Raw genomic sequence first — 22,196 nt, 5'->3', positions numbered from 1 at the left:
GCCCTGCTCCTGGATTGTGAACTCAGGAACGCTTCCGACAGCACCGGGTTCCCGCAAAGCATACGAGGCCGACAGGCAGGCTTAACGGCTTGTTTGGTGTTGCTCTCTAAGGTCTTCCGTGACGTCAAGCGAAGGGAAGTCGCCGTCCTTTGGACACTGGCCTGTTCATAGCGTTGCTCAATCCGACGATCGCGCTGGCGCTCGGCGCGGCGTTCCTCGTGCTGTGGTTTTATCAGCGCCATCGGCCCTATCTGGCAGTGCTGGCCGTGAGCTACTGCGTCTCGGCGCCAGGCTTCCTGTTCCAGTATTTCACCTTGCCGATCGGGGTGGCGCTGACCAAGCTGGTGTCGAACATCTGCTTCACCATCGCTGCCTGCTGCCTGTCCGGCGCCATCATCGCCCGCTATGGCAGGAAGGTGCCCGCTGTCGGGATCGCCGCTCTGGCGGGCGGCGGCCTTGCCGCCTTCGCGTGGTTCCTTTTCGTCACGCCGGATCTCACCTGGCGCATCCTGGCGATTAATTTCGGCTTCGGCGGCATCAGCCTGCTGGTCGCCGCCGAGCTGCGCCCGGTGCGCAACAATGGCCCGACGGAGATGATCCTGTTCGTGCTGTCGCTGCTGTCCGGCGTCAATTTCTTCGTGCGCACGCTGGCGGTCATCATCGCGCACGGGCCATTCGTCAGCTATGACGGCTTCTACGGATCGTCCTACTGGACGACGGCGCTGTTGTCGCACGCGCTGCTGTCCCTGCTGATCGCGCTTTGCCTCTTCACCGCCGCGGCGCTCGACGTGATGAAGGCGCTGAAGACGGAAACCTTTACCGACCCGCTGTCGGGACTGCTCAACCGCCGAGGTTTCGAGGAACGCGCCGCCATGCTGCTGCAGCGTTGCGCCATCGCCAAATTCCCGGTGGCGCTGGTGCTGGCCGATCTCGACCATTTCAAGGCCCTCAACGACGTGCACGGGCACGCCGCAGGCGACCGCGTGATTGCGGACTTCGCCGCCAAGCTGCGCTCGGCCACGGGGGCCCGGGGTGCCGCTGGGCGCATCGGCGGCGAGGAATTCGCCGTGCTCCTGCCGCTGACGGATCTCGCCGCCGCGCGCCTTTTCGCCGAGGCGGTGCGCACACTCTATTCGGCCGGCGGCGTCGACGGGCTTCCCGCCGGTACCAAGGTCACCGCCAGCTTTGGCGTGGCCGCCCGCAGCGGCGACGAGACGCTGGAGCCCTTGATGCGCCGGGCCGACGAGGCGCTCTACAAGGCCAAGAAGAACGGCCGCGACAGCGTGCGACTGTCCTACGAACGCCCGGAGACGGTGTTCGGGCCGGAGCCGCTCAAGGCTGGCTGACCGCGGGCGTCCGCGCCTGGCGTTAACGTCTTTTTCGCCCGTCGATGGTTAGCTGTCGGCGGGGGTTTGAGGATATATGAGCGGCGCCAACTTCATCCTGTTGATCAACCTGGCGGTTGCCGGCCTGCTGGCGGCATCCTTCATGGCGGTTTCCTTCCACGAGGTCGGCCGCGCGCCGGCGCGCTGGCTGGCGGCGGGCTACGTCCTGGGCATGGCCTATTCGGCCATCGAATTCAGCATTCCCGCCTTCAGTGACGCGCGGCTTCCGGTGGTTGCCGCCTTCGCCGTTTTCCTTGGCGCCACCATTGCCTTCAATGGCGGGCTTGCCCGCAAATACGGCGTGGCGCCGCCCTGGACGCCGATGCTGTTCTTCCTGGTCGCCGCCACCATCGCGGTCCATTTCGTGCAGGATCTGCCGCGCCAGTCGCTTACCCGCATGATGGCCTACCAGCTTCCCTACGCCGTCATGCAGTTCGTCGGCCTGGGCATCGTCTGGCGGTCGAGGCAAAGCCGGGGTCGGCTCGATCTGATCCTGATGGCGGTGCTGGCGGCCAGCGGGCTGCAATTTGCCTCAAAGCCGTTCATCGCGCATGCGCTCGGCGGCTGGGGCGCCAATCCGCAGGCCTATCTGCAAAGCAATTACGCGCTGGTGTCGCAATCGCTCGGCACAGTCTTCGCGCTGGCGCTGGCGCTGCTGATGCTGGCCGTTCTGGTCCGCGACGTGCTTGCCGACGCGACGTCGAAGTCGGAAGTGGATACGCTGTCGGGCCTGCTCAACCGTGGCGGGTTCACACGGCACGCGGAACTGGCCGTCCACGGCGCCACACGGCTCGGCATGCCGGTGGCAATCGTCATTGCCGATCTCGATCATTTCAAGACCATCAATGACAGCTTCGGCCATGCCTCCGGCGACCGGGTGATCGAGGCCTTCGCCGGCCTGCTGCGAGAGGCGGCCGAGGCCCACCACGTGGTCGGCCGCATCGGCGGCGAGGAATTCGCCGTTATCCTGACGGGAGCCAATCTCGCAGCCGCCCGACTGTTCGCGGAAGGCACCCGCAACGCATTCGGGGCGTTGGCCGTCAACGGGCTGCCGGCCGACAGCCGCTGCACGTCGAGCTTCGGCATTGCCGAACTTCACGCGGGCGAGGGTGTCTCCGACCTGATGCGGCGTGCGGATGAAGCGCTTTACCTGGCAAAGAATGCCGGGCGCGACTGCGTGCGTGTCTCCACGGGGCCGGCCGATGGGCTGGCCGTGGTAAAAGCCGGCCTGGCCCGTATCAGCGGCAGGGGCTGAGCTGCGGCATCTCGCCTTCGGAAAGGCCGTACATATAGGAGCGGCCCTTGACGAATACGGGCGCGCGATAGCAGTCGCCGTCGCCCGATATGTCGTCGGATTCGTTCTGGTAGACCACCTTGGGCTGGCCGGCGCTGGTGTAGTCCGACAGTTGCTTGGCCAGCTTGCCTTCGCCGACGATGATGCGCTTGTAGCCGGCGGCGCTGTCAATGACGAGATTGCCGAACGAATCGGCGTAGACGCGGTCATGGTGCCGCATGCCGGCTTGCGCCGGCGCGGCCACCGTAACCGCAAGTGCCGCCATCGTGACGGCCGCGAGACTTGTCCGCACTGATTTGGTCCGCACTGATTTGGAAGCCATGTCGCTCTCCCTTTGCCGGCGCGAGAGAGATCGCGCCCCGATCTGGTCCGAATCGGAAATTAACCCTTTCTTAACCTTTGTTAAGAGGAGGCGCGGCTAGATGGCCGTTTCTTAATGAACATGGTTAATTTTTGCTGCGACCGCGTTCGAACCGCCGATTTTCAGAGCGGCCGCGTGGCCTGGTCGAATCCCGGGTGAACTTGATATTGACGCGCCGCGTGGCTAGCGTGCCCGCGCATGAGAGGGGGGCAGCACATGATGTCTGGCCGACAGGTTCGGGTCTCGTTCGTCATTCCGCTGCTTCTGGCGGCAGGTGCCTGCGTGCCGGAAGGCGGGGCCCCCAAGGCAGCGAACGCGGTGCCCCCGGTGGTGTCGCCAGCTGTTCCTGCCCCGCAGCAGCCGGCGCCACCGGCGACCAAGATAACCACGGACCTTACCGCGCCGCGTATCACCACGGGCACGGCCACCTACAGATGCGGTAATGGCGGCACGATCACCATCCAGAATCTCGGCACGTCGCTGCGCGTGGTGGGACAGGAAGGCGCGATCGAGGAGTTCGCGGCGTCGCCTGCCAACCAGAGCAGCCGCTACCAGGCGGTGACGCATGACGCAATCGTGATCGACGGACGCGAGGCGCTGGTGATGAAGAGAGGGTCGACGCCGCAGACCTGCACCCGCTGAAGCAAATTCCGGCACGGCAGCGCCCTGGGCCAGACATGCTGCACTGCAGCGATATCGAGCCGGCTTGGGGTGTTGAGTCGCTAATCGATTGAAGCCGCATGCGGCCTTTTAGTCAGACTAAATTACGTTTTCGAAACGGTTTTCTGGCTTTGACGCGGTGCAAAAAGAGCATTAGAAACCGGCTGTCCGAAGTCACAACCGGAAGCGGCAACGCCGCATTTCCTCCTGAGGCGGGAGACGCCGAACTGGGGCAGCCATGAGCAAATCACCAGCCACCCAAGCCAGACGCGAAAGGCCGCTTTCGCCGCACCTGAGCGTCTACCGGCCGCCGATCACAATGACGATGTCGATCGTCCATCGCATCACCGGCGGCGCGCTTTATTTCGGCACGTTGCTGGTCGCCGTCTGGCTGATGGCAGCGGCGAGTTCGCAGGGTGCCTTCGACTGGGTGAACTGGGCCTTCGGCACCTGGCTCGGCCGGCTCATCCTGTTCGGCTACACCTGGGCGCTGATGCATCACATGCTGGGCGGTGTCCGCCATCTGATCTGGGACACCGGCGCCGGCCTTGAAAAGCACACGGCCTCGAAGATCGCCTGGGCGACGCTTGCCGGCTCGGTTCCGCTCACGCTCTTGATCTGGATCGCCGGCTACATGGCGCGGGGAGCTTTGTGATGAGTGCGAAAAACACGGACATGCGCACCCCGCTCGCCAGGGTGCGCGGCCTGGGCTCGGCCCGCGAGGGCACCGGACATTTCTGGCGCCAGCGACTGACGGCGATCGCCAACATCCCGCTGATCCTGTTTTTCACCGGCTTTCTGATCGCGCTCAACGGCGCCGGCTATGCGCAGGTACGGGCAGCGCTCGCCAACCCGTTCGTGGCCCTGGTGATGGCCCTGGTGCTCATCTCGCCGCTCTATCACATGCGGATCGGCATGCAGGTGATCATCGAGGACTATGTGCATGGCGAAGGCATGAAGCTGGCGTTGATCGCCCTCAATACATTCTTCACCATAGCGGTCGGCGTCGCCTCGCTCTTCGCCCTGCTGAAACTGGCATTCGGAGGCTGAAGTCTTGGCCCAGGACACGAAATCAGCCGGCACGGCGGGCTACACCTTTGTCGACCACAAGTTCGACGTGGTCATCGTCGGCGCCGGGGGGGCCGGCCTGCGCGCCACGCTCGGCATGGCCGAACAGGGCTTGCGCACCGCCTGCATCACCAAAGTGTTTCCGACCCGCTCGCATACGGTCGCCGCGCAAGGCGGCATCGCCGCCTCGCTGTCCAACATGGGCCCGGATTCCTGGCAGTGGCACATGTACGACACCGTCAAGGGGTCTGACTGGCTGGGCGATGTCGATGCCATGGAATACATGGTGCGCGAGGCGCCGGCGGCGGTTTACGAGCTCGAACATTACGGCGTGCCGTTCTCGCGCACCGAAGAGGGCAAGATCTACCAGCGGCCGTTCGGCGGCCACATGATGAACTATGGCGACGGCCCGCCCGTGCAGCGCACCTGCGCCGCCGCCGACCGCACCGGCCACGCCATCCTGCACACGCTTTACGGCCAGTCCTTGAAGAACAACGCGCAGTTCTTCATCGAGTATTTCGCGCTCGACCTGATCATGGAGCCCGACGGCACCTGCACCGGTGTCGTGGCCTGGAATCTCGACGACGGCACCATCCACCGCTTCTCGGCCAAGATGGTGGTGCTGGCGACCGGCGGCTATGGGCGCGCCTATTTCTCCGCCACCTCGGCGCATACCTGCACCGGCGACGGCGGCGGCATGGCGGCTCGGGCCGGACTGCCCTTGCAGGACATGGAGTTCGTGCAGTTCCATCCGACCGGCATTTACGGCGCCGGCTGCCTGATCACCGAGGGCGCGCGCGGCGAGGGCGGCTACCTCGTCAACTCCGAGGGCGAGCGCTTCATGGAGCGCTACGCGCCGTCGGCCAAGGACCTCGCCTCGCGCGACGTCGTCTCGCGCTGCATGACGCTGGAGATTCGCGAGGGCCGTGGCGTCGGCAAGAACAAGGACCACATCTTCCTCCACCTCGATCACCTCGATCCGGCGGTGCTGCACGAAAGGCTTCCGGGCATTTCGGAATCGGCAAAAATCTTCGCCGGCGTCGATCTGACCAAGGAGCCGATCCCGGTGCTGCCGACGGTGCACTACAATATGGGCGGCGTGCCGACCAATTACTGGGGCGAGGTGCTGAACCCGACCGCCGAAAACCCCGACCGGGTCTCACCCGGCCTGATGGCGGTCGGCGAGGCCGGCTGCGCCTCCGTGCACGGCGCCAACCGGCTGGGCTCCAACTCGCTGATCGACCTGGTGGTGTTCGGCCGCGCCGCGGCGATCCGCGCCGGTCAGGTCATCGACCGCAAGGCGGCGATCCCTTCGCCCAACCAGGCTTCGGTCGACAGGATCATGGACCGCTTCGACCGGCTGCGCCACGCCAATGGCTCGACGCCGACGGCGGTGTTGCGTGAGAAGATGCAGAAGGCGATGCAGGAGGACGCAGCCGTGTTCCGCACGCAGGAATCGCTGGAAAACGGTTGCAAGCGCATTTCGGCAATCTGGACCGAACTCAAGGACGTCAAGGTCTTCGACCGCTCGATGATCTGGAATTCGGACCTAGTCGAGACGCTGGAACTGGAAAACCTGATGGCCAACGCCATCACCACCGTCTATGGCGCCGAGGCGCGCAAGGAGAGCCGTGGCGCGCATGCGCGCGAGGATTTCTCCGCCCGCGACGACGCCACCTGGCGCAAGCACACGCTCGCCCATCTCGGCGAGGACGGCAAGGTGACGCTGACCTACCGGCCGGTGCACACCGAGCCGCTGGTGGCCGAAAAGGACGGCGGCATCAGCCTCGCCAAGATCGCGCCGAAGGCGAGGGTGTACTGACGATGGCGATGGCGGCGGGACATTCCGGCACGCCCCTTCCGGCCAAGCTCGGCCTGAAGGACGGCATGGTTGCCGCTTTCATCGCGCTGCCGTCCGAACTCGCGGACCTCACCGAAGCCGTCGATTTCGCCGAGGTCGATCGGCTCGCCGAATGGTCCGAGATTTCGGGCGCAACTCTCAAATACGACGCCGTTCACGCTTTCACCCGACAGCGCGCCGAGATCGAGGATCGCCTCGGCACCGTCGAGGCGGCGATCAAGCGCGACGGCATGGTCTGGGTGTCCTGGCCGAAGAAGGCCTCCAAGGTGGCCACCGACGTCACCGAGGGCGTTGTCCGCGCCGAAGCGCTCAAGCTCGATCTTGTCGACGTCAAGGTCGCCGCCGTGAACGAAATCTGGTCCGGGCTGAAGCTCGTCATCCGAAAGGACCTGAGGTAATGGTCGAACTCACGCTCCCCAAGAATTCGAAGGTCCAGCAGGGCAAGACCTGGCCGAAGCCGGAGGGTGCCACCAACCTGCGGGAATACCGCATCTATCGCTGGTCGCCCGACGATGACGAGAACCCGCGCATCGACACCTATTTCGTCGACATGGACGATTGCGGGCCGATGGTGCTCGACGCGCTGCTCTGGATCAAGAACAAGATCGACCCGACGCTGACCTTACGCCGCTCCTGCCGCGAAGGCATTTGCGGTTCCTGCGCCATGAACATCGACGGTTCGAACACGCTCGCCTGCACCAAGGGCTGCGACGACATATCGGGCGCGATCAAGATCTATCCGCTGCCGCATATGCCGGTGATCAAGGACCTGGTGCCCGACCTCACCAATTTCTATGCCCAGCACGCCTCGATCGAGCCATGGCTGAAGACGATGTCGCCGACGCCGGCCAAGGAATGGCTGCAGAGCCATGAGGATCGCGAAAAGCTCGACGGGCTCTACGAATGCATCCTGTGCGCCTGCTGCTCCACCTCATGTCCGAGCTACTGGTGGAACGGCGACCGCTATCTCGGCCCGGCGACGTTGCTGCAGGCCTATCGCTGGCTGATCGACAGCCGCGACGAGGCCAAGGGGGAACGGCTCGACAATCTCGAAGACCCGTTCCGGCTCTACCGCTGCCACACCATCATGAACTGCGCCCAGACCTGCCCGAAGGGGCTGAACCCGGCGAAGGCGATCGCCGAGATCAAGAAGATGATGGTGGAGAGACGGGTTTAGCCCGGTGCGGTTATAGAGTAGGCCGCGTCGCTGTCCCTCCGGCCTTCGAAAGGATAGCAATCTCAATGAGCGAAGACCTTCCCATCCTCTCTCCGGCCGAAGCCCGGGTGCTTGGCTGCCTGATCGAGAAGAAGGAGCTGACGCCTGATGTTTATCCGCTGACGCTCAATGCGGCACTTGCCGCCGCCAACCAGAAGACGGCGCGCGAGCCTGTCATGGCGCTGGAACAGACGGAGGTGCACAGGGCGCTGAAGCTGCTCGAGCAGAAAGGGCTGGTGCGGCAGATGTTCGGTTCGCGCGTCGAGCGCTACGAGCATCAGATGGCGCAGCGCTTTTCGCTGACCACGCCGCAGACCGCCTTGCTTGGCCTGCTCTTGCTGCGCGGACCGCAGACGGCGCATGAGCTGTTGGCGCGGAGCGAACGCATGGCGCGGTTCTCGTCGATCGAGGATCTGCGCGCTGAACTCGACATGCTGATCGGCCGGCGGCCGGCGCTGATCCAGGAAATCCCGCGCGGACCGGGCCAGCGCGAGGACCGCTATGTGCATCTGCTTGCCGGGCCTGTGGACGTGGCTGCACTATCCGCGCAACGCGGTGCTTCGGCCGTGCCCGTTTCCGACCTTGAAGCCAGGGTGGAAGCACTGGAGCAGGAAGTCGCGGCTCTGCGCGCCCGGCTTGACGCCCCGGGCGGGTAAGGCTGCCTGCAGCAGCCGGTTTGTGCACGGCCGAGGTTTGCGCCGCCCCTCATTGTCCTGCCGGACATTTCTCCCCGTATAGAGACGGGGAGAAAGGGAAGCTTCAGCGCCGGCCCTCTTTCGGAGGCGTTGGCGGTTGGCGAAGCGATCGACGACAGCGCCCCTCTCCCCGTCCCTATACGGGAGAGGATGCCGGTTTACCCTCCGTAACTGCAGCGCAGCGAAGGACGGGCAGGCAGGTGAGGGGCGGCGCCAGCTTTCGATCAGCCCAGCCTGGCGTCGAGCGATACGTTTATGGCGCCGAGCGCCTTGGAGACCGGGCATTCGGCCTTGGCCTTCTCGGCCAGCTCCTTGAATTTCGCCGCATCGATGCCGGGCACCTTGCCGACCAGCGTGATCGCGCTGCCGGTGATGCCTGTGCCGGGAACCAGGGTGACCACGGCCTTCGCGTCGAGTTCTTGCGCCGGCGTGCCGTTCTCGGCCAGGAAATGCGAGAGCTGCATGGCGTAGCAGCCGGCATGGGCGGCGGCGATCAGCTCTTCCGGATTGGTGCCGGACTTGCCGCTTTCGTCCTCGAAACGCGCTTTGAACGAATAGGGTGTCCCCTTCAGGGTTCCGCTCTGGGTGTCGAGCGTGCCCTTGCCCTCTTTCAAATTGCCTTTCCAGACGGCGTTTGCGGTGCGGTCCATGGAGTCCTCCTGGGTTGTCGTGATTTGTCTCGGGTGAGCCGGCGTCCGGTCAACTATAGCGCGGGCGCGCGCGAAGACCACTGCGCTGTTTGCACCACGGCACGATGACGGCACCTTCCCTCGCGGAAAAATATGCGCGCAAAAATGTCGGCTTCCATCCGGGCCGGCCGTCCTGCGGGTGGCCACGGGCTGTGGCCTGATGGGAGGATTTCATGGACAATCTGTTTTTCGCGTTGTGGACGAGGCCGGGCCGCGGGCCTGAGCGACAGGAAGACTTCTGGCTGAATCCGCCGGCGTCCGGCTTCGGCCGGCTGCTGGCGGCCGTTGCCATCATTGTGGCCGCGGCATGCCTTCTCGATCATGCGGCCGCGGGCAAGACTGACATGGTTGTCGCCGCATCCTATGGTTCGTCAGAGGAAGGGAGCATGAAATGAAATATGTCTTGCTCGTCTATGGTAAGGAAAAAGACCTCCATGCACTGACCCCGGAACGCGGGGCCAAGCTCGACGCCGATTCGCTCGCCTATGACAGGTCGCTGGATCAGCAAGGCAAGCTGATCATCGCGCAGGCGCTGCAATCGGTGGGGACGTCGAAGTCGGTGCGGCGGCGCAAGGGCAAGCGCCTGGTCACCGATGGTCCCTTCGCGGAGACCAAGGAACAATTGCTCGGCTTCGTGATGGTCGAGGCCGGCACTCTCGAGGAGGCGCTGGACATCGCCGCCGGCATTCCGCTGGCCGAACTCGGCACGGTCGAGGTTCGGGCGATCTACGACATACCGGGGTCATAGCCAGAGCCGGCGTTGCTTGCGGCACGTGGGCAAAGCTTGTTTATCCGCCTAAGCTTCACCTTCCGTGAATTGAATTTTCTTCGCCGGAAGCAACTCTTGCGTGTTGAAGCAACGGGATAGTTCTCCTATCGTCACCCGGATTTCGGGGGTTCGATATGCCTTTCCTGATTGCTATCCTTGGCGCACTGGGCGCGGCGGCGTTTTGGTGGTACCGGATGAAGGCGATGAACGACGCCGCGCGCGAGGTCGCCGATGTCGTCGGGCGCGTGCAAGGCAACATCAGGCGCAAGAAACTGCGCAAGCAGGCGGCGCTGTCGCCGTTGACGGCGATCGACGATCCGGTGGTGGCCGCCGCGACGCTGATCACCGCGATGGTTTCCGAAGACGGCCCGGTTCTGCCGCGGCGCGAAGCCGTCATTCGCGAGGTGATCTCGCAGATCGCGGCCGGGCCGAAGAAGACCGACGAGGCGGTTGTCTATGCCAAGTGGGCCGCGACGCAGATAGACGACGCCACCATCGTCATCGACAAGCTGGCACCCTTCCTGCGCGAACGCCTCGACCCGAGCGAACGGGACGATCTGCTGCAGATGCTGAACCGGGTGGCTCAGGGCGGAGAGCAGAGCCTGAAGATACCCGACCAGCGCATGCTGCGGCTGAGGCAGAAGCTCGGGTTCGAGGTGAACTGAGATCGCTGGCCCCGGCGATTGGCGCGAAACGCCCGCTGCGTCGTCAGCGAGACGGTCAGATCGCCTCGCCCTTCAGCAGTCTCGGCGTGCCGGCCGACAGTCCCGAGGCCTGGCGGATGAAGAACTCCTTCAGGCGCGGCATGCGCTCGACGAGGCCGAGGCCGATGTCGCGCACGGTGCGCAGCGGGGTGATGTCGTTGGAAAACAGCCGGTTCAACACATCGGTGGTGACGCCCATCTGCACGGTGTCGAAACGGCGCCATTGCTGGTAGCGCTCCAGCACGTCGAGCGCGCCGATGTCCTGGCCGAGCCGGTCGGCCTCGACGATCACCTCGGCAAGGGCCGCAACATCCTTGAAGCCAAGATTGAGGCCCTGGCCGGCGATCGGATGGATGCCGTGGGCGGCGTCGCCGGCAAGCGCGACGCGTGGCGCGACGAAGGCGCGCGCGATGGTCAGGCCGAGCGGCCAGGCGCGCGGCTTGTCCGCGACGCGGATCTCTCCCAGCTTGAGACCGAAGCGCTGTTCGAGTTCATGCTCGAAGACGAGATCGTCGCCTTCAACCAGCGCCTTGGCATCCTCCGCCCGTTCGACCCAGACGATCGACGAGCGGTTGGTGCCGTCCTCGTCGGGTTTCAGCGGCAGCGTGGCGAACGGGCCGGCGGGTAAAAAGTGTTCTTCGGCGCGGCCATTATGCGGACGTTCATGCGCCACGGTGCAGACGATGCCGGACTGGCCGTATTCCCACTTGACCGTCTTGATGCCGGCCATGTCGCGCAGTTTCGAATTGACGCCATCGGCGGCGACCAGCAGCCGCGCCGTCAAGGCGGCGCCGTCGGCCAGATGCACAGTGATGCCGGCGCCACTGGTCTCAAAACCCTGCACCGCCACACCTTCGATGATGTCGATGCCGAGTTTTTCGGCCTTGGCCCGCAAGGCGCCGTTCAACGCCCTGTTGGCGACCATATGCGCGAAGGGTTCGCCGGGCGCCACCTCGCCGCCGAAGGTCAGGAAGACCGGGCGGACCGGATCGGCGCTGCGCGAATCGGTGATGATCATCTCGGTGATCGCCTGCGCCCGAGGCGCGATCTCGGCCCAGACGCCGAGCTGGTCGAGCATGCGGCAGGCGGCTGCGGCGATGGCCGAGGCACGGCCATCCCTCTGCCAGGAACCGGCAGGCGCGGCATCGACCAGTGCCACGGCGAGGCCCGGGCGGGCCTGCTTCAGCGAAACGGCCGCGGCCAGCCCGACATAGCCGGCGCCGGCGACGAGAACATCGAGCCCGGATCTGGTCTTGGCGTCCGCCTTGCGTTCCATTGTCCTGGCTCCTTCTCTCGGCGACCCTTTGGGCGTGCCGGCCGGGGCTTGCGCCCTTGACGGCTCGTCCTTCCTGTCGGAAACCGCCATAGCAATTTTGCGGCGAGGTCACAAAACAATGACGGCGGCGATCGACGAGCTTCTGCGCATTCTCGACCTCGAGAGGCTGGAACACAATCTGTATCGTGGTCGCAGCCCCCAGGTGGAATGGCAGCGCGTGTTCGGCGGCCAGACGATCGCCCAGGCGCTGGTGGCGGCGCAGCGGACGGTGGAGCCGGACCGTTTCGTGCATTCGCTGCACGGCTATTTCATGCGCCCGGGCGACATCAAGGTGCCGATCATCTACGAAGTCGACCGTATCCGCGACGGCGGTTCGTTCACCACGCGGCGCGTGCTGGCGATCCAGCACGGACAGGCGATCTTTTCGCTGGAGGCCTCGTTCCAGGTCGACGAGAAGGGGCTCGAGCATCAGTTCGCGCTGCCCGAAGACGTGCCGCCGCCCGAAGGGCTGAAGACGCAGCGCCAGCTGCTCGAAACCGCCGAGCGGGTGCCGGAGGCGGTGCGTCGCTTCTGGGCGCGCGAGCGGCCACTGGAGCTGCGGCCCGTCAATCTCCAGCACTATGAAAGCCGCGACAAGCTGCCGCCCCGACAGAATGTCTGGATCCGCCTGGCCGGTCCCGTCCCCGATGACCGCGCGCTGCAGTCGGTGCTGCTCGCCTACCTCTCCGACATGACGCTACTCGACACCTCGACCTTCGCGCACGGGCGCGGCCTGTTCGATCCCGACATCCAGGCCGCCAGCATCGACCATTCGATGTGGTTCCACCGGCCGCATTCGCTCGATGGCTGGCTGCTCTATGCTCAGGACAGTCCCTCGAGTTCGGGATCACGTGGTTTCAGCCGTGGCACGCTCTATGCCCGCGACGGCACGCTGATCGCCTCGATGGCGCAGGAAGGGCTCATCCGGCTCAAGCGTTGAGCAGAAGCCGGCAAATTATGCAATTTCAAGAAATTGCATAGTTTTTAAGCAAACAGCCTGCCATGAGTCCTGGCACCTACTGGCTGTGATCGCCCTGATCCCTTTGTTTACAACAGGTTAACACCCTGCTTCGGCACTTGGCACGGAGCTTGAATCCTTGGGGGCACTCTCCGGCTCCTCCGGGATCGGTGAAGGTGTGCAAACGCGGGGGACCGCAACAGCAAAGGGTGAAACCTTATGAAAATCGTGATGGCAATCATCAAGCCGTTCAAGCTGGACGAGGTACGCGAAGCGCTTACCGCCGTCGGCATCCAGGGCCTGACCGTCACCGAAGTCAAAGGCTACGGGCGTCAGAAGGGACATACGGAAATCTATCGCGGGGCGGAATACGCGGTCTCCTTCCTGCCGAAGATCAAGATCGAGGTCGCGGTCGCGGCCGACACGGTCGACAAGGCCGTCGAAGCCATCACCGCCGCGGCCAAGACCGGCCAGATCGGCGACGGCAAGATCTTCGTCTTCGGCATCGACCAGGCGGTGCGCATCCGCACCGGCGAAACAGACACCGACGCACTCTGAGCGGCGAACACGTATTCCAATGGAGAGTTCAATGAACATACCTTCCACCTTGAAGACGACGGGACGGGCGGCCCTGCTGGGTTCGCTTGCCCTGGCAGCGTTGGGCAGCGTCGCCGCCTTCGCGCAGGAAGCCGCACCTGCTGCCGCGGCGGCCGCGCCGGCTGCTGCTCCGACCCCGGTGCTCGATACGGGCAACACCGCCTGGATGCTGACCTCGACGGCGCTGGTGCTGATGATGACCATCCCCGGCCTGGCGCTGTTCTACGGCGGCATGGTGCGCAAGAAGAACGTGCTCGCCACCATCATGCAGAGCTTCGCCATCACCTGCCTGGTGACGGTGCTTTGGTTCATGTTCGGCTATTCGCTGGCCTTTTCCGACGGCGGCGGCATGAATGCCTATCTCGGTGGCTTCTCGAAGTTCTTCCATCACGGCATCACCACGTCGACGCTGTGGGCGCCGGGCGTGGCGAACATTCCTGAATTCGTCTTCTCGATGTTCCAGATGACCTTCGCCATCATCACCCCGGCGCTGATTGCCGGCGCCTTCGCCGAACGCATGAAGTTCTCGGCGCTGCTGATCTTCATGGCGCTGTGGCTGCTGGTCGTCTACGCGCCGATCGCGCATTGGGTCTGGGGCGGCGGCTTCCTCGGCGCCGCGGGCGTTCTCGACTTCGCCGGCGGCACGGTCGTCCACATCAATGCCGGTGTCGCGGGTCTCGTCTGCGCGCTGGTGCTTGGCAAGCGTGAAGGCTATGGCACCACCAACATGGCGCCGCACAACCTGGTCTACTCGGTCATCGGCGCTTCGCTGCTGTGGGTGGGCTGGTTCGGCTTCAACGCCGGTTCGGAACTGGCGGCCGACGGCCTCGCGGGCGCTGCCATGCTCAACACCCAGGTTGCCACCGCCGCGGCGGCCTTGGCCTGGATGTTCGCGGAATGGATCGTAGCCAAGAAGCCTTCCGTGCTCGGCATCATCTCGGGTGCCGTCGCCGGCCTCGTCGCGGTGACGCCGGCTTCCGGCTTCGTCAACCCGACCGGCGCCTTCATCGTCGGCATCGTCGCCGGCGTGGTCTGCTACATCTCGGCGGTCAAGGTGAAGCACATGTTCGGCTATGACGACTCGCTCGACGCCTTCGGCGTGCATGGCGTCGGCGGCGTGGTCGGTGCGTTGCTCACCGGCGTGCTCGCCGATCCGGCGATCAACAGCCTGTCGTCGGGCGCTTCGCTCGGCAAGCAGCTCTACGGTATCGTCTTCACCATCCTGTGGACGGCGATCGCCACCTTCGTGATCCTCTACATCGTCAAGGCGCTGGTCGGCCTGCGTCCGACGACCCAGGAAGAGGTCGAGGGCCTCGATATTTCCCAGCATGGCGAAGTGGTGCCGTAAGGCATCCCTCGCCACGGGGCCGGCGGAACCCTCCTCCCGTCGGCCCCATATCTCCAGGCAATCCCGACGAAAACAGCGAAAGCACTTTTCCCCGGATTGCTTTGAAAAGCATCCCGTCGTGACGCTCCCGCAAGGAGTTCACGCCTTGAGGCCCGGATCGCTCCGGGCCTCTTTTTTGGAAATCCGTTCTGACTTCACCTGACTTTGCGCAATCACATTCGCGTGATGAAGATTCCTGAGGAAACATCGACCGCCCTGCCCGCGAAATCATGGGGGCGATCGTCGTTCTGACGCTCGTGTTTTTAAACACAGGGAAGGAACTTTTCTCATGAACCTCAAGAATATCTGCCTCGGGGCACTCGCGCTTTCCATGGTCAGCGGCTTTGCATTTGCCGGTGCCCTGGACGAGCCGGACAATATGGCGCCGTTCTTCACCGATACCGGCATGAAAACCATGAAGCCGATGGAGGAGTTCAAGGCGGCCTTCATGGCCATGCCGAAGGAGAAGCAGGACGCCATGATGAAGGAATGCCAGGATGCGGCGATGAGCAAGCCGCACGCCGAGTTCTGCGCCAATTTGAAGATGCTCGGCGGCGCCAGCAAGTAACGCGCGGCCCAAGCCAACGGATGGATGGCGGGCCGCAAGGGCCCGCCATTTTCGTGCTGTGCGGGCACCAGAAGGTGGCAATGCCAAAGGACAGCCGCCGGCAGCCTTATAGTTAATGCGCCCTTAACCTTCCCACGCCTAGTCTGGCATCCGAATCTGCCGGAGTGCGTCATGCGCTCGGGCCAGTCACGCACAGACGGGGAAGAGCATGCGTTCAGGGGCTTCAGCACCGCTCGCGCTGACCGATACGGGGCACGGCATCCAGGCATTCGCGCGGCGCCAGGTCGGCCGTCTGGTCGGCGCCGGCCTGTTCGCGTTCGCGGCCTTCGCCGTCGCCAGCCTGGCGACCTGGAACGTCGCCGACCCGAGCTTCTCGCATGCCACCGCCAACATCGTCACCAACGCCATGGGCTATGCCGGCGCGGTCTTCTCCGACCTTGCCATGCAGTTCTTCGGGCTTGCCGCCGTTGCCGCGCTGGTTCCAGCCGTCATCTGGGGGTATCTGCTGTTTTCGGCGCGCGGCGTCGACCGGATGCCCAAGCGCGGGCTGTTCTGGTTCGGCTTCGCGTTGCTCGCGGCCGCGATCGCCGGCTGCGTCGTTCCGCCCAAGACCTGGCCGCTGCCCACCGGTCTCGGCGGCGTCTTCGGAGACATGGTGCTCAAGATTCCCGGTGTCCTGATCGGCGGCTATCCGACCGGTCTGGTCGCCAGCGTGCTCGCGGTGTTGCTGGCGGCACCCGCGCTCTGGCTGTTCGCCTATGGCGCGGCGCTGATCGGGCGCAAGAACGGCTTCGCCGTGATGGAAGAACCGGCCGCCGCGGAACCGCGCGAGGACGAGCTTCTGTTCGACAACGACGAGGACGAGGGCGACGAGGGCATACTGGCGCTCGGCGCCATCACCCATTGGTGGCTTTCCTTCCGCGCGTGGATGCATCGCCGCGCGGCCCGCCGCCGGCAGGAGCGCGACGAGTTCGAACCCGACATGGAGCCACGCGCCAGCGCCTGGCGCCGCGCCGCCGAACGGGTCGAGTCGGCCGAGTTCGCCGAGCAGCGCATGAGCCATGACGGGCGCGCCCGTGTCGAACCGGAATTCTTCGCCGCCATGGTCAATGACCGCAGCGTCTCCGTCGATCCCGATGACGACGATGTCTTCGACGATCGTTTCGAAACCGGCGAGGACGATGTCGATCTCGACGATGAGCCTGTCGTCGCGCGCCGTGCGTCGCCGGGCGCCAAGGTCCAGCAGTTCCGCTCCGACGCCGCCACGCGTGTGGCCGCGCCGGCACCGCGCCCGGCTCCGGGCGGCCGCGTCCAGCGCGAGGCGCAGACCTCGCTGATCGACTCGGACACGTTCGAAATGCCGTCGCTCCATTTCCTGTCCGAACCGAAGAACGTCGCGCGCGACCCAAGTCTTTCCAAGGACGCGCTGGAGCAGAACGCGCGCCTGCTCGAAGGCGTGCTGGAGGATTTCGGCGTCAAGGGCGAGATCATCGCCGTTCGCCCGGGCCCGGTCGTCACTCTTTACGAGCTCGAACCCGCGCCGGGTATCAAGTCATCGCGCGTCATCGGCCTCTCCGACGACATCGCCCGCTCGATGAGCGCCATCGCCTGCCGCGTCGCGGTGGTGCCGGGCCGCAACGCCATCGGCATCGAACTGCCCAATGCCAAGCGCGAGACGGTGTATCTCAGAGAGATCATGGCCAGCCGCGATTTCGAGACGACGAAGGCCAAGCTGGCGCTGGCGCTGGGCAAGACCATCAATGGCGAGGCGGTTATCGTCGACATCGCCAAGATGCCGCACGTGCTGGTCGCCGGCACCACCGGTTCGGGCAAGTCGGTCGCCATCAACACCATGATCCTGTCGCTGCTCTACCGGCTCACCCCGCAGGAATGCCGGCTGATCATGATCGACCCGAAGATGCTCGAACTCTCCGTCTATGACGGCATTCCGCATCTGCTCACGCCCGTGGTGACCGACCCGAAGAAGGCTGTCGTGGCGCTGAAATGGACCGTGCGCGAGATGGAGGACCGCTACCGCAAGATGTCCAAGGTCGGCGTGCGCAACATCGACGGGTTCAACGCGCGCGTGCAACAGGCCGAGAAGAAGGGCGAAAGGATCTCGCGCACCGTGCAGACCGGCTTCGACCGCCAGACCGGCGAGGCGATCTACGAGACCGAGAATCTCGATCTCGAGCCGATGCCCTATATCGTCGTCATCATCGACGAGATGGCCGACCTGATGATGGTCGCCGGCAAGGACATCGAAGGCGCCGTCCAGCGCCTGGCGCAGATGGCGCGCGCCGCCGGCATCCACGTCATCATGGCGACGCAACGTCCCTCGGTCGACGTCATCACCGGCACCATCAAGGCCAATTTCCCGACCCGCATCTCCTTCCAGGTGACGTCGAAGATCGACAGCCGCACCATCCTGGGGGAGCAGGGCGCCGAGCAACTGCTCGGCATGGGCGACATGCTCTACATGGCCGGCGGCGGCCGCATCCAGCGTGTGCACGGGCCGTTCGTCTCCGACGACGAGGTCGAGAAGATCGTCGGACACCTGAAGCTGCAGGGCGTGCCGGAATATCTCGACGCCATCACCGAGGATGACGGCGAGGACGACGACGAGCCGTCCGGCAAGGGCGGTTCGGGCGGCGGAGGCGGTGGCAATTTCGAGGATTCCGACGATCCCTACGATCAGGCGGTCTCGGTGGTGCTGCGCGACGGCAAGGCTTCGACCAGCTATATACAGCGGCGTCTCGGCATCGGCTATAACAGAGCGGCTTCGATCATCGAGAAGATGGAGAAGGAAGGCATTGTCGGCCCGGCCAACCATGCCGGAAAACGCGAAATCCTGGTGCCCACCGAAGACGACAAATTCTGATGGACGCGGAGTTCGCGGCAACTTTGAACCTTCTGGCGCGTTCAAGCGACTGAGCAGCGATCGCCTCGCCAAACTTCAGCCCAACTGGGGGTTCACGACAGCGACCAAATCAGGAATCAGACAAGAGTGACCGATATGAAAAACGATCTTTCAGCGCTCAGCGATCTTGCCCCGACACGCCGCCAATTGCTTGGCCTCGGCCTGGTGTTGGCGGGTGCCGCCGCCCTCAACGTGGTGCCCGGTTTCGAGCTGCTGGCCTCGGCGCAGGCAGCGGTGCCGGCGGCGGCGCAGAAGATCGCCGACCATTTCTCCTCGGTCAAATCGATGAGCGGCGAATTCGTCCAGTTCGGCCCCAAGGGCGAGCAGACCGGCGGCAAATTCTTCCTGGAACGGCCGGGCAAGATTCGCTTCAACTATGACGGGTCGTCGAATTTCCGGGTGATTTCCGACGGCAAATCGGTGGTCATCCTCAACAAGAAACTGAACACGTCGGACCTTTATCCGCTGGCGAAGACGCCGCTGAAGCTGCTGCTCGACGATCGCATCGACCTCTCGGGCAACCGCGTCAAGTCCGTCAAGGAAGAGGATGACCTCACCACCATCAAGCTGTCCGACAAGTCGGTGTTCGGCAATGCGATGATCACCATGATGTTCGACCCGAAAACCTATGATCTGCGCCAGTGGACGATCACCGACGCACAGGGCAAGGACACCACGGTGATGATCTTCAACACCAAGGAAGGTGTCAGCTTCGCCGCCGAGACTTTTGCCATCGACTATACGGCCAACCGCGAGTTGAATACGAAAACCAGGTAGGTTTTCGTCGCCTCGCTTGTCTTTCCGGCGTGTGGCTGGCAGTAGTTCGGCGATCTCTCGCCGGACCTTGCCGCATGCCCTTTTCGATCGCGACCTGGAACATCAACTCCGTGCGCCTGCGCATGCCGATCATCGAACGGCTGCTCGATGAATATGCGCCCGACGTGCTGTGCCTGCAGGAAACCAAGGTCCCGGACGAACTGTTCCCCGAAAAAGCCTTTCGCAAGGTCGGCTATCCCTACATCGCCTTCCATGGCCAGAAGGGCTATCACGGCGTGGCGACGGTGGCGCGGCGGCCGATCGAGGTGGTCGAAAGGCGCCGCTTCTGCGACATCGAGGACAGCCGGCACCTGTCGGTGACGGTGCGCGCCGGCGGCAAGGCAATCCTGCTGCACAATTTCTACGTGCCCGCTGGCGGCGACGAGCCGAATCCCGAGATCAACAGGAAGTTCAGGCACAAACTCGATTTCGTCGCCGAGATGAACGCCATCCGGGCCGAGCACGGCGAGATGTCGGCCTCGGTGCTGGTCGGTGACCTCAACATCGCGCCGCTGGAGCATGATGTCTGGTCGCACAAGCAATTGCTCAACGTGGTCAGCCACACGCCGGTCGAGACCGAAAACTTCGAGGCGATGCGGCAGGCCGGCGGTTGGGTCGACCTGATGCGGCACAGCGTGCCACCGGAGCAGAAGCTCTACACCTGGTGGAGTTACCGGGCGCAGGACTGGGAGGCGTCCAATCGCGGCCGGCGGCTCGACCATGTCTGGTCGTCGCCGAACCTGGTGCCCGATTTTACCGGCTACGAGATCCTGAGGGCGGCGCGCGGCTGGGACCGGCCGTCGGACCATGTGCCGGTCATCGCCAGGTTTGATCTGGATTAGCCCAAGGGTGGATGGCGGCTTCGGCTGATGTCGAAGGATAGGCTGCGACCGACGATTCAGAATTCACCCCGAAAAGCGGGGGGCCAGTTCCTCGATGCGGCGGATCATGTCGTGGAATTCGTCGGAGATGCGCTGGTGGAGCTTCACCGCGACATCGGGATACTCCTCCAGGATGCGCCGGAACATCTTGCGGCTCAGCCTTATCACTTCCGAATCGATTTCGGCCGAAGCGCTGGTCAGCCGATTGGTGTCGGCGATCAGCGCCAGCTCGCTGAGCATCGTGCCGGGGCCGGCTTTGCCAATCGGGAGGCGCTCGCCATTCTGCTCGCGATAGAGCACGATACGCCCGCTGACCACGACATAGGCCGAGTCGGCCACGTCGTCCTCGCGATAAAGCTTGTGACCCGCCTGCACGAAAGTGGTCTCGGCACCGAAGGCGAGCAGGCGCAACTGTTCCTGCGTGAAGCCCTCGAAAAGCCTCACGGCGGACAGGATACGGATGTCGTCATCCAACGCCATCTCTAGCTGCGTCCCCGAACGGTCAGTCCAATCCCTCCTTCACGAGTCGATCCTGAATACCCTCCAACAGGATCGCACCCGAAGCGGCCCCGCCCAGACCGCTCATTGGATAATGAAATGTTTAAGGAACCAGCTTGTAGCCGCCGCTTTCTGTCACAAGAATTTCCGCATTGGAAGGATCGCGCTCGATCTTCTGCCGCAGACGGTAGACATGGGTTTCCAGCGTGTGCGTGGTGACGCCGGAATTGTAGCCCCAAACCTCCTCCAGCAGCACGTCGCGCGTCACCACCTTCTGGTCGGCACGGTAGAGATATTTGATGATCGAGGCTTCCTTCTCCGTCAGCCGCACCTTGCCGCCGCGCGGGTCGATGAGCAGCTTCTGGCTGGGTTTGAAGGTGTAGGGGCCGACCGAGAAGGTCGCGTCCTCGCTCTGCTCATGCTGGCGCAATTGGGCGCGTATGCGGGCAAGCAGCACCGCGAAGCGGAACGGCTTGGTCACATAGTCGTTGGCGCCGGCCTCGAGACCCAGAATCGTGTCCGAATCGGTGTCGTGGCCGGTCAGCATGATGATGGGAGCCTTGTAGCCGCCCTTGCGCAGGATTTTCACCGCTTCCCGGCCATCCATGTCGGGCAAGCCGACATCCATGATGAGCAGGTCGATGAGGCCGCCACGCGCGGCGGTGACGCCTTTTGCCGCAGTGGCTTCCTGTAGCACGTCGAATTCCTCGTAGAGGGACAGCTGCTCGACGAGCGTGCCGCGCAGGTCGTCATCGTCATCGACGATCAGGATGGTACGTGAGGTCATGGATCAATCCGTTGTTTTGAAAAGTGAATTCAGTTGACCGCTGCGTATTTATGCGGAAGCTGGCCAGCACAATAGCCGATCACAGTGATTTGTTCCGTGGCACGATCATACAAGAAAAAACGCGATCGCAATGCAGCCGGCGCAATTTTGCCAAAAGGGTTGCGCGTGCTGACCGTGCGGGCGAGGCCCGGCCACCCGAGCCAAGGCCTGCTGCAGGCCGGCAAAACGGTGTTTTCGTGCGCGCTGGGGCGCGGCGGGATCTCGGCCGGCAAGCGCGAGGGCGACGGCGCCACGCCGCTCGCTTCGATGCGCATTCTGGCGGGCTATTTCCGGGGAGATCAGTTTGCCACAGGCCGCAAAACGCGCCTGGCGATGGCGCCGATCGGGCCGGATCTCGGCTGGTGCGAAGTGCCTGACGACCGCAACTACAACAGACCGGTCAGGATACCCTACGGAGCCAGCCACGAACGCATGCGGCGCGACGACCGGCTCTATGACGCCTGCCTGGTGCTCGACTGGAATATCGCGCCGCGCCGCCGCGCGCGCGGCAGCGCGATCTTCTTCCACCTGGCGCGTCCCGGATTCACGCCGACGGAAGGTTGCGTGGCGGTGACCGCGCGTACGATGGCGCGGCTCCTGCCGCTGCTGTCGGACAGGACGGTGGTGAGGGTGGTGAGGTGAGGGGAATAGAGGAATAGGGGAATAGAGTGGGTGTATCCGGGCCGCTTTCCCTTAACCTACTCCCCTACTCCCCTACTCCCCTACTC

The 22,196-nt window shown here is 64.2% G+C and carries 25 protein-coding genes; 20 read left to right on the top strand and 5 right to left on the bottom strand.

Annotated features, from left to right (window positions below):
- Positions 1-149: 149 nt before the first annotated feature.
- Both FJ948_RS27975 and FJ948_RS27970 read left to right on the top strand, forming a co-directional pair.
- Positions 150-1,346: a GGDEF domain-containing protein gene (locus FJ948_RS27975; RefSeq protein WP_140710189.1), complete on the top strand. Its 1,197-nt coding sequence runs from the start codon at positions 150-152 to the stop codon at positions 1,344-1,346.
- Between the two features lie 76 nt (positions 1,347-1,422).
- Positions 1,423-2,640 carry a GGDEF domain-containing protein gene (locus tag FJ948_RS27970; RefSeq protein ID WP_140710187.1) on the top strand — a complete coding sequence of 406 codons (1,218 nt, stop codon included), beginning with the start codon at positions 1,423-1,425 and terminating at the stop codon, positions 2,638-2,640.
- Here the strand turns inward: FJ948_RS27970 and FJ948_RS27965 are convergent.
- Positions 2,624-2,986, bottom strand: a complete 363-nt coding sequence (locus FJ948_RS27965) for a hypothetical protein (RefSeq protein ID WP_140710270.1) — start codon at positions 2,984-2,986, stop codon at positions 2,624-2,626. The two genes, FJ948_RS27970 and FJ948_RS27965, sit on opposite strands and share 17 nt — an antisense overlap.
- Positions 2,987-3,256: 270 nt before the next feature.
- On the opposite strand from FJ948_RS27965, the gene FJ948_RS27960 reads away from it, so the two are divergent.
- The 7 genes from FJ948_RS27960 to FJ948_RS27930 all read left to right on the top strand — a co-directional run bounded on the left by FJ948_RS27960 (position 3,257) and on the right by FJ948_RS27930 (position 8,501).
- On the top strand, positions 3,257-3,682 hold the full coding sequence (locus FJ948_RS27960) for a hypothetical protein (protein WP_140710185.1): 426 nt from the start codon (positions 3,257-3,259) through the stop codon (positions 3,680-3,682).
- 256 nt (positions 3,683-3,938) lie between these two features.
- A complete protein-coding gene (gene sdhC, locus FJ948_RS27955) occupies positions 3,939-4,355 on the top strand; it encodes a succinate dehydrogenase, cytochrome b556 subunit (protein WP_140710183.1) in 417 nt (138 codons plus the stop codon).
- Positions 4,355-4,750 (top strand): succinate dehydrogenase, hydrophobic membrane anchor protein, encoded by a 396-nt coding sequence (gene sdhD / locus FJ948_RS27950; RefSeq protein ID WP_023771889.1) that lies wholly within the window; start codon positions 4,355-4,357, stop codon positions 4,748-4,750. The genes sdhC and sdhD overlap by 1 nt, the downstream gene beginning before the upstream one ends.
- A 4-nt stretch (positions 4,751-4,754) precedes the next feature.
- Positions 4,755-6,590 carry a succinate dehydrogenase flavoprotein subunit gene (gene sdhA, locus FJ948_RS27945; RefSeq protein WP_140710181.1) on the top strand — a complete coding sequence of 612 codons (1,836 nt, stop codon included), beginning with the start codon at positions 4,755-4,757 and terminating at the stop codon, positions 6,588-6,590.
- A 2-nt stretch (positions 6,591-6,592) separates the two neighbouring features.
- Positions 6,593-7,027: a DUF3052 family protein gene (locus FJ948_RS27940; protein ID WP_140710179.1), complete on the top strand. Its 435-nt coding sequence runs from the start codon at positions 6,593-6,595 to the stop codon at positions 7,025-7,027.
- Positions 7,027-7,806 (top strand): succinate dehydrogenase iron-sulfur subunit, encoded by a 780-nt coding sequence (locus FJ948_RS27935; RefSeq protein ID WP_140710177.1) that lies wholly within the window; start codon positions 7,027-7,029, stop codon positions 7,804-7,806. Before FJ948_RS27940 ends, FJ948_RS27935 begins: the two co-directional genes overlap by 1 nt.
- Before the next feature lie 65 nt (positions 7,807-7,871).
- The gene (locus FJ948_RS27930) at positions 7,872-8,501 is read left to right on the top strand and encodes a DUF480 domain-containing protein (protein WP_140710175.1); all 630 of its coding nucleotides are present in this window, start codon (positions 7,872-7,874) and stop codon (positions 8,499-8,501) included.
- 263 nt (positions 8,502-8,764) lie between these two features.
- Here FJ948_RS27930 and FJ948_RS27920 read toward each other — a convergent pair whose 3' ends face one another.
- Positions 8,765-9,190: an OsmC family protein gene (locus tag FJ948_RS27920; protein WP_140710173.1), complete on the bottom strand. Its 426-nt coding sequence runs from the start codon at positions 9,188-9,190 to the stop codon at positions 8,765-8,767.
- 212 nt (positions 9,191-9,402) lie between these two features.
- On the opposite strand from FJ948_RS27920, the gene FJ948_RS27915 reads away from it, so the two are divergent.
- From FJ948_RS27915 to FJ948_RS27905, 3 genes are all read left to right on the top strand, one after another.
- The gene (locus FJ948_RS27915) at positions 9,403-9,624 is read left to right on the top strand and encodes a hypothetical protein (protein ID WP_140710171.1); all 222 of its coding nucleotides are present in this window, start codon (positions 9,403-9,405) and stop codon (positions 9,622-9,624) included.
- On the top strand, positions 9,621-9,977 hold the full coding sequence (locus FJ948_RS27910) for a YciI family protein (RefSeq protein WP_140710169.1): 357 nt from the start codon (positions 9,621-9,623) through the stop codon (positions 9,975-9,977). The genes FJ948_RS27915 and FJ948_RS27910 overlap by 4 nt, the downstream gene beginning before the upstream one ends.
- A 155-nt stretch (positions 9,978-10,132) precedes the next feature.
- Positions 10,133-10,663: a hypothetical protein gene (locus FJ948_RS27905; RefSeq protein WP_140710167.1), complete on the top strand. Its 531-nt coding sequence runs from the start codon at positions 10,133-10,135 to the stop codon at positions 10,661-10,663.
- Positions 10,664-10,718: 55 nt separating this feature from the next.
- Here the strand turns inward: FJ948_RS27905 and FJ948_RS27900 are convergent, their stop codons facing one another.
- Positions 10,719-11,978, bottom strand: coding sequence for a ubiquinone biosynthesis hydroxylase (locus FJ948_RS27900; RefSeq protein WP_140710165.1), 1,260 nt, complete (start codon positions 11,976-11,978; stop codon positions 10,719-10,721).
- Positions 11,979-12,096: 118 nt separating this feature from the next.
- Between FJ948_RS27900 and tesB the strand changes: the two genes are divergently transcribed.
- The 7 genes from tesB (at position 12,097) to FJ948_RS27865 (ending at position 20,105) form a co-directional block, all read left to right on the top strand.
- Positions 12,097-12,957, top strand: a complete 861-nt coding sequence (tesB, locus tag FJ948_RS27895; protein WP_140710163.1) for an acyl-CoA thioesterase II — start codon at positions 12,097-12,099, stop codon at positions 12,955-12,957.
- Positions 12,958-13,194: 237 nt separating this feature from the next.
- Positions 13,195-13,533 (top strand): P-II family nitrogen regulator, encoded by a 339-nt coding sequence (locus tag FJ948_RS27890; protein ID WP_140710161.1) that lies wholly within the window; start codon positions 13,195-13,197, stop codon positions 13,531-13,533.
- A 31-nt stretch (positions 13,534-13,564) separates the two neighbouring features.
- Positions 13,565-14,920, top strand: coding sequence for an ammonium transporter (locus tag FJ948_RS27885; RefSeq protein ID WP_140710159.1), 1,356 nt, complete (start codon positions 13,565-13,567; stop codon positions 14,918-14,920).
- A 328-nt stretch (positions 14,921-15,248) separates the two neighbouring features.
- Positions 15,249-15,527, top strand: a complete 279-nt coding sequence (locus tag FJ948_RS27880) for a hypothetical protein (RefSeq protein ID WP_140710157.1) — start codon at positions 15,249-15,251, stop codon at positions 15,525-15,527.
- 208 nt (positions 15,528-15,735) lie between these two features.
- The gene (locus FJ948_RS27875; RefSeq protein ID WP_140710155.1) at positions 15,736-18,408 is read left to right on the top strand and encodes a DNA translocase FtsK; all 2,673 of its coding nucleotides are present in this window, start codon (positions 15,736-15,738) and stop codon (positions 18,406-18,408) included.
- A gap of 135 nt (positions 18,409-18,543) precedes the next feature.
- Entirely contained in the window at positions 18,544-19,224 is a 681-nt protein-coding gene (locus FJ948_RS27870) for an outer membrane lipoprotein carrier protein LolA (protein ID WP_140710268.1), read from the top strand.
- Between the two features lie 74 nt (positions 19,225-19,298).
- Positions 19,299-20,105, top strand: coding sequence for an exodeoxyribonuclease III (locus FJ948_RS27865; protein WP_140710153.1), 807 nt, complete (start codon positions 19,299-19,301; stop codon positions 20,103-20,105).
- 63 nt (positions 20,106-20,168) lie between these two features.
- On the opposite strand, the gene FJ948_RS27860 is transcribed toward FJ948_RS27865, so the two are convergent.
- Both FJ948_RS27860 and FJ948_RS27855 read right to left on the bottom strand, forming a co-directional pair.
- Complete coding sequence (locus tag FJ948_RS27860; RefSeq protein ID WP_140710151.1) at positions 20,169-20,624, bottom strand: cyclic nucleotide-binding domain-containing protein; 456 nt, start codon at positions 20,622-20,624, stop codon at positions 20,169-20,171.
- A 121-nt stretch (positions 20,625-20,745) separates the two neighbouring features.
- Positions 20,746-21,429 carry a response regulator transcription factor gene (locus tag FJ948_RS27855; protein ID WP_140710149.1) on the bottom strand — a complete coding sequence of 228 codons (684 nt, stop codon included), beginning with the start codon at positions 21,427-21,429 and terminating at the stop codon, positions 20,746-20,748.
- A gap of 144 nt (positions 21,430-21,573) precedes the next feature.
- Between FJ948_RS27855 and FJ948_RS27850 the strand changes: the two genes are divergently transcribed.
- Positions 21,574-22,110: a L,D-transpeptidase gene (locus FJ948_RS27850; protein ID WP_181173862.1), complete on the top strand. Its 537-nt coding sequence runs from the start codon at positions 21,574-21,576 to the stop codon at positions 22,108-22,110.
- Positions 22,111-22,196 lie beyond the last annotated feature (86 nt).

Origin of the sequence: Mesorhizobium sp. B2-3-12, from assembly GCF_006442205.1 — a bacterium.
Taxonomy (GTDB): domain Bacteria; phylum Pseudomonadota; class Alphaproteobacteria; order Rhizobiales; family Rhizobiaceae; genus Mesorhizobium.
The sequence above is the reverse complement of the archived record's forward strand: the minus strand, read 5'-3'. Positions and strand labels throughout refer to the sequence as shown.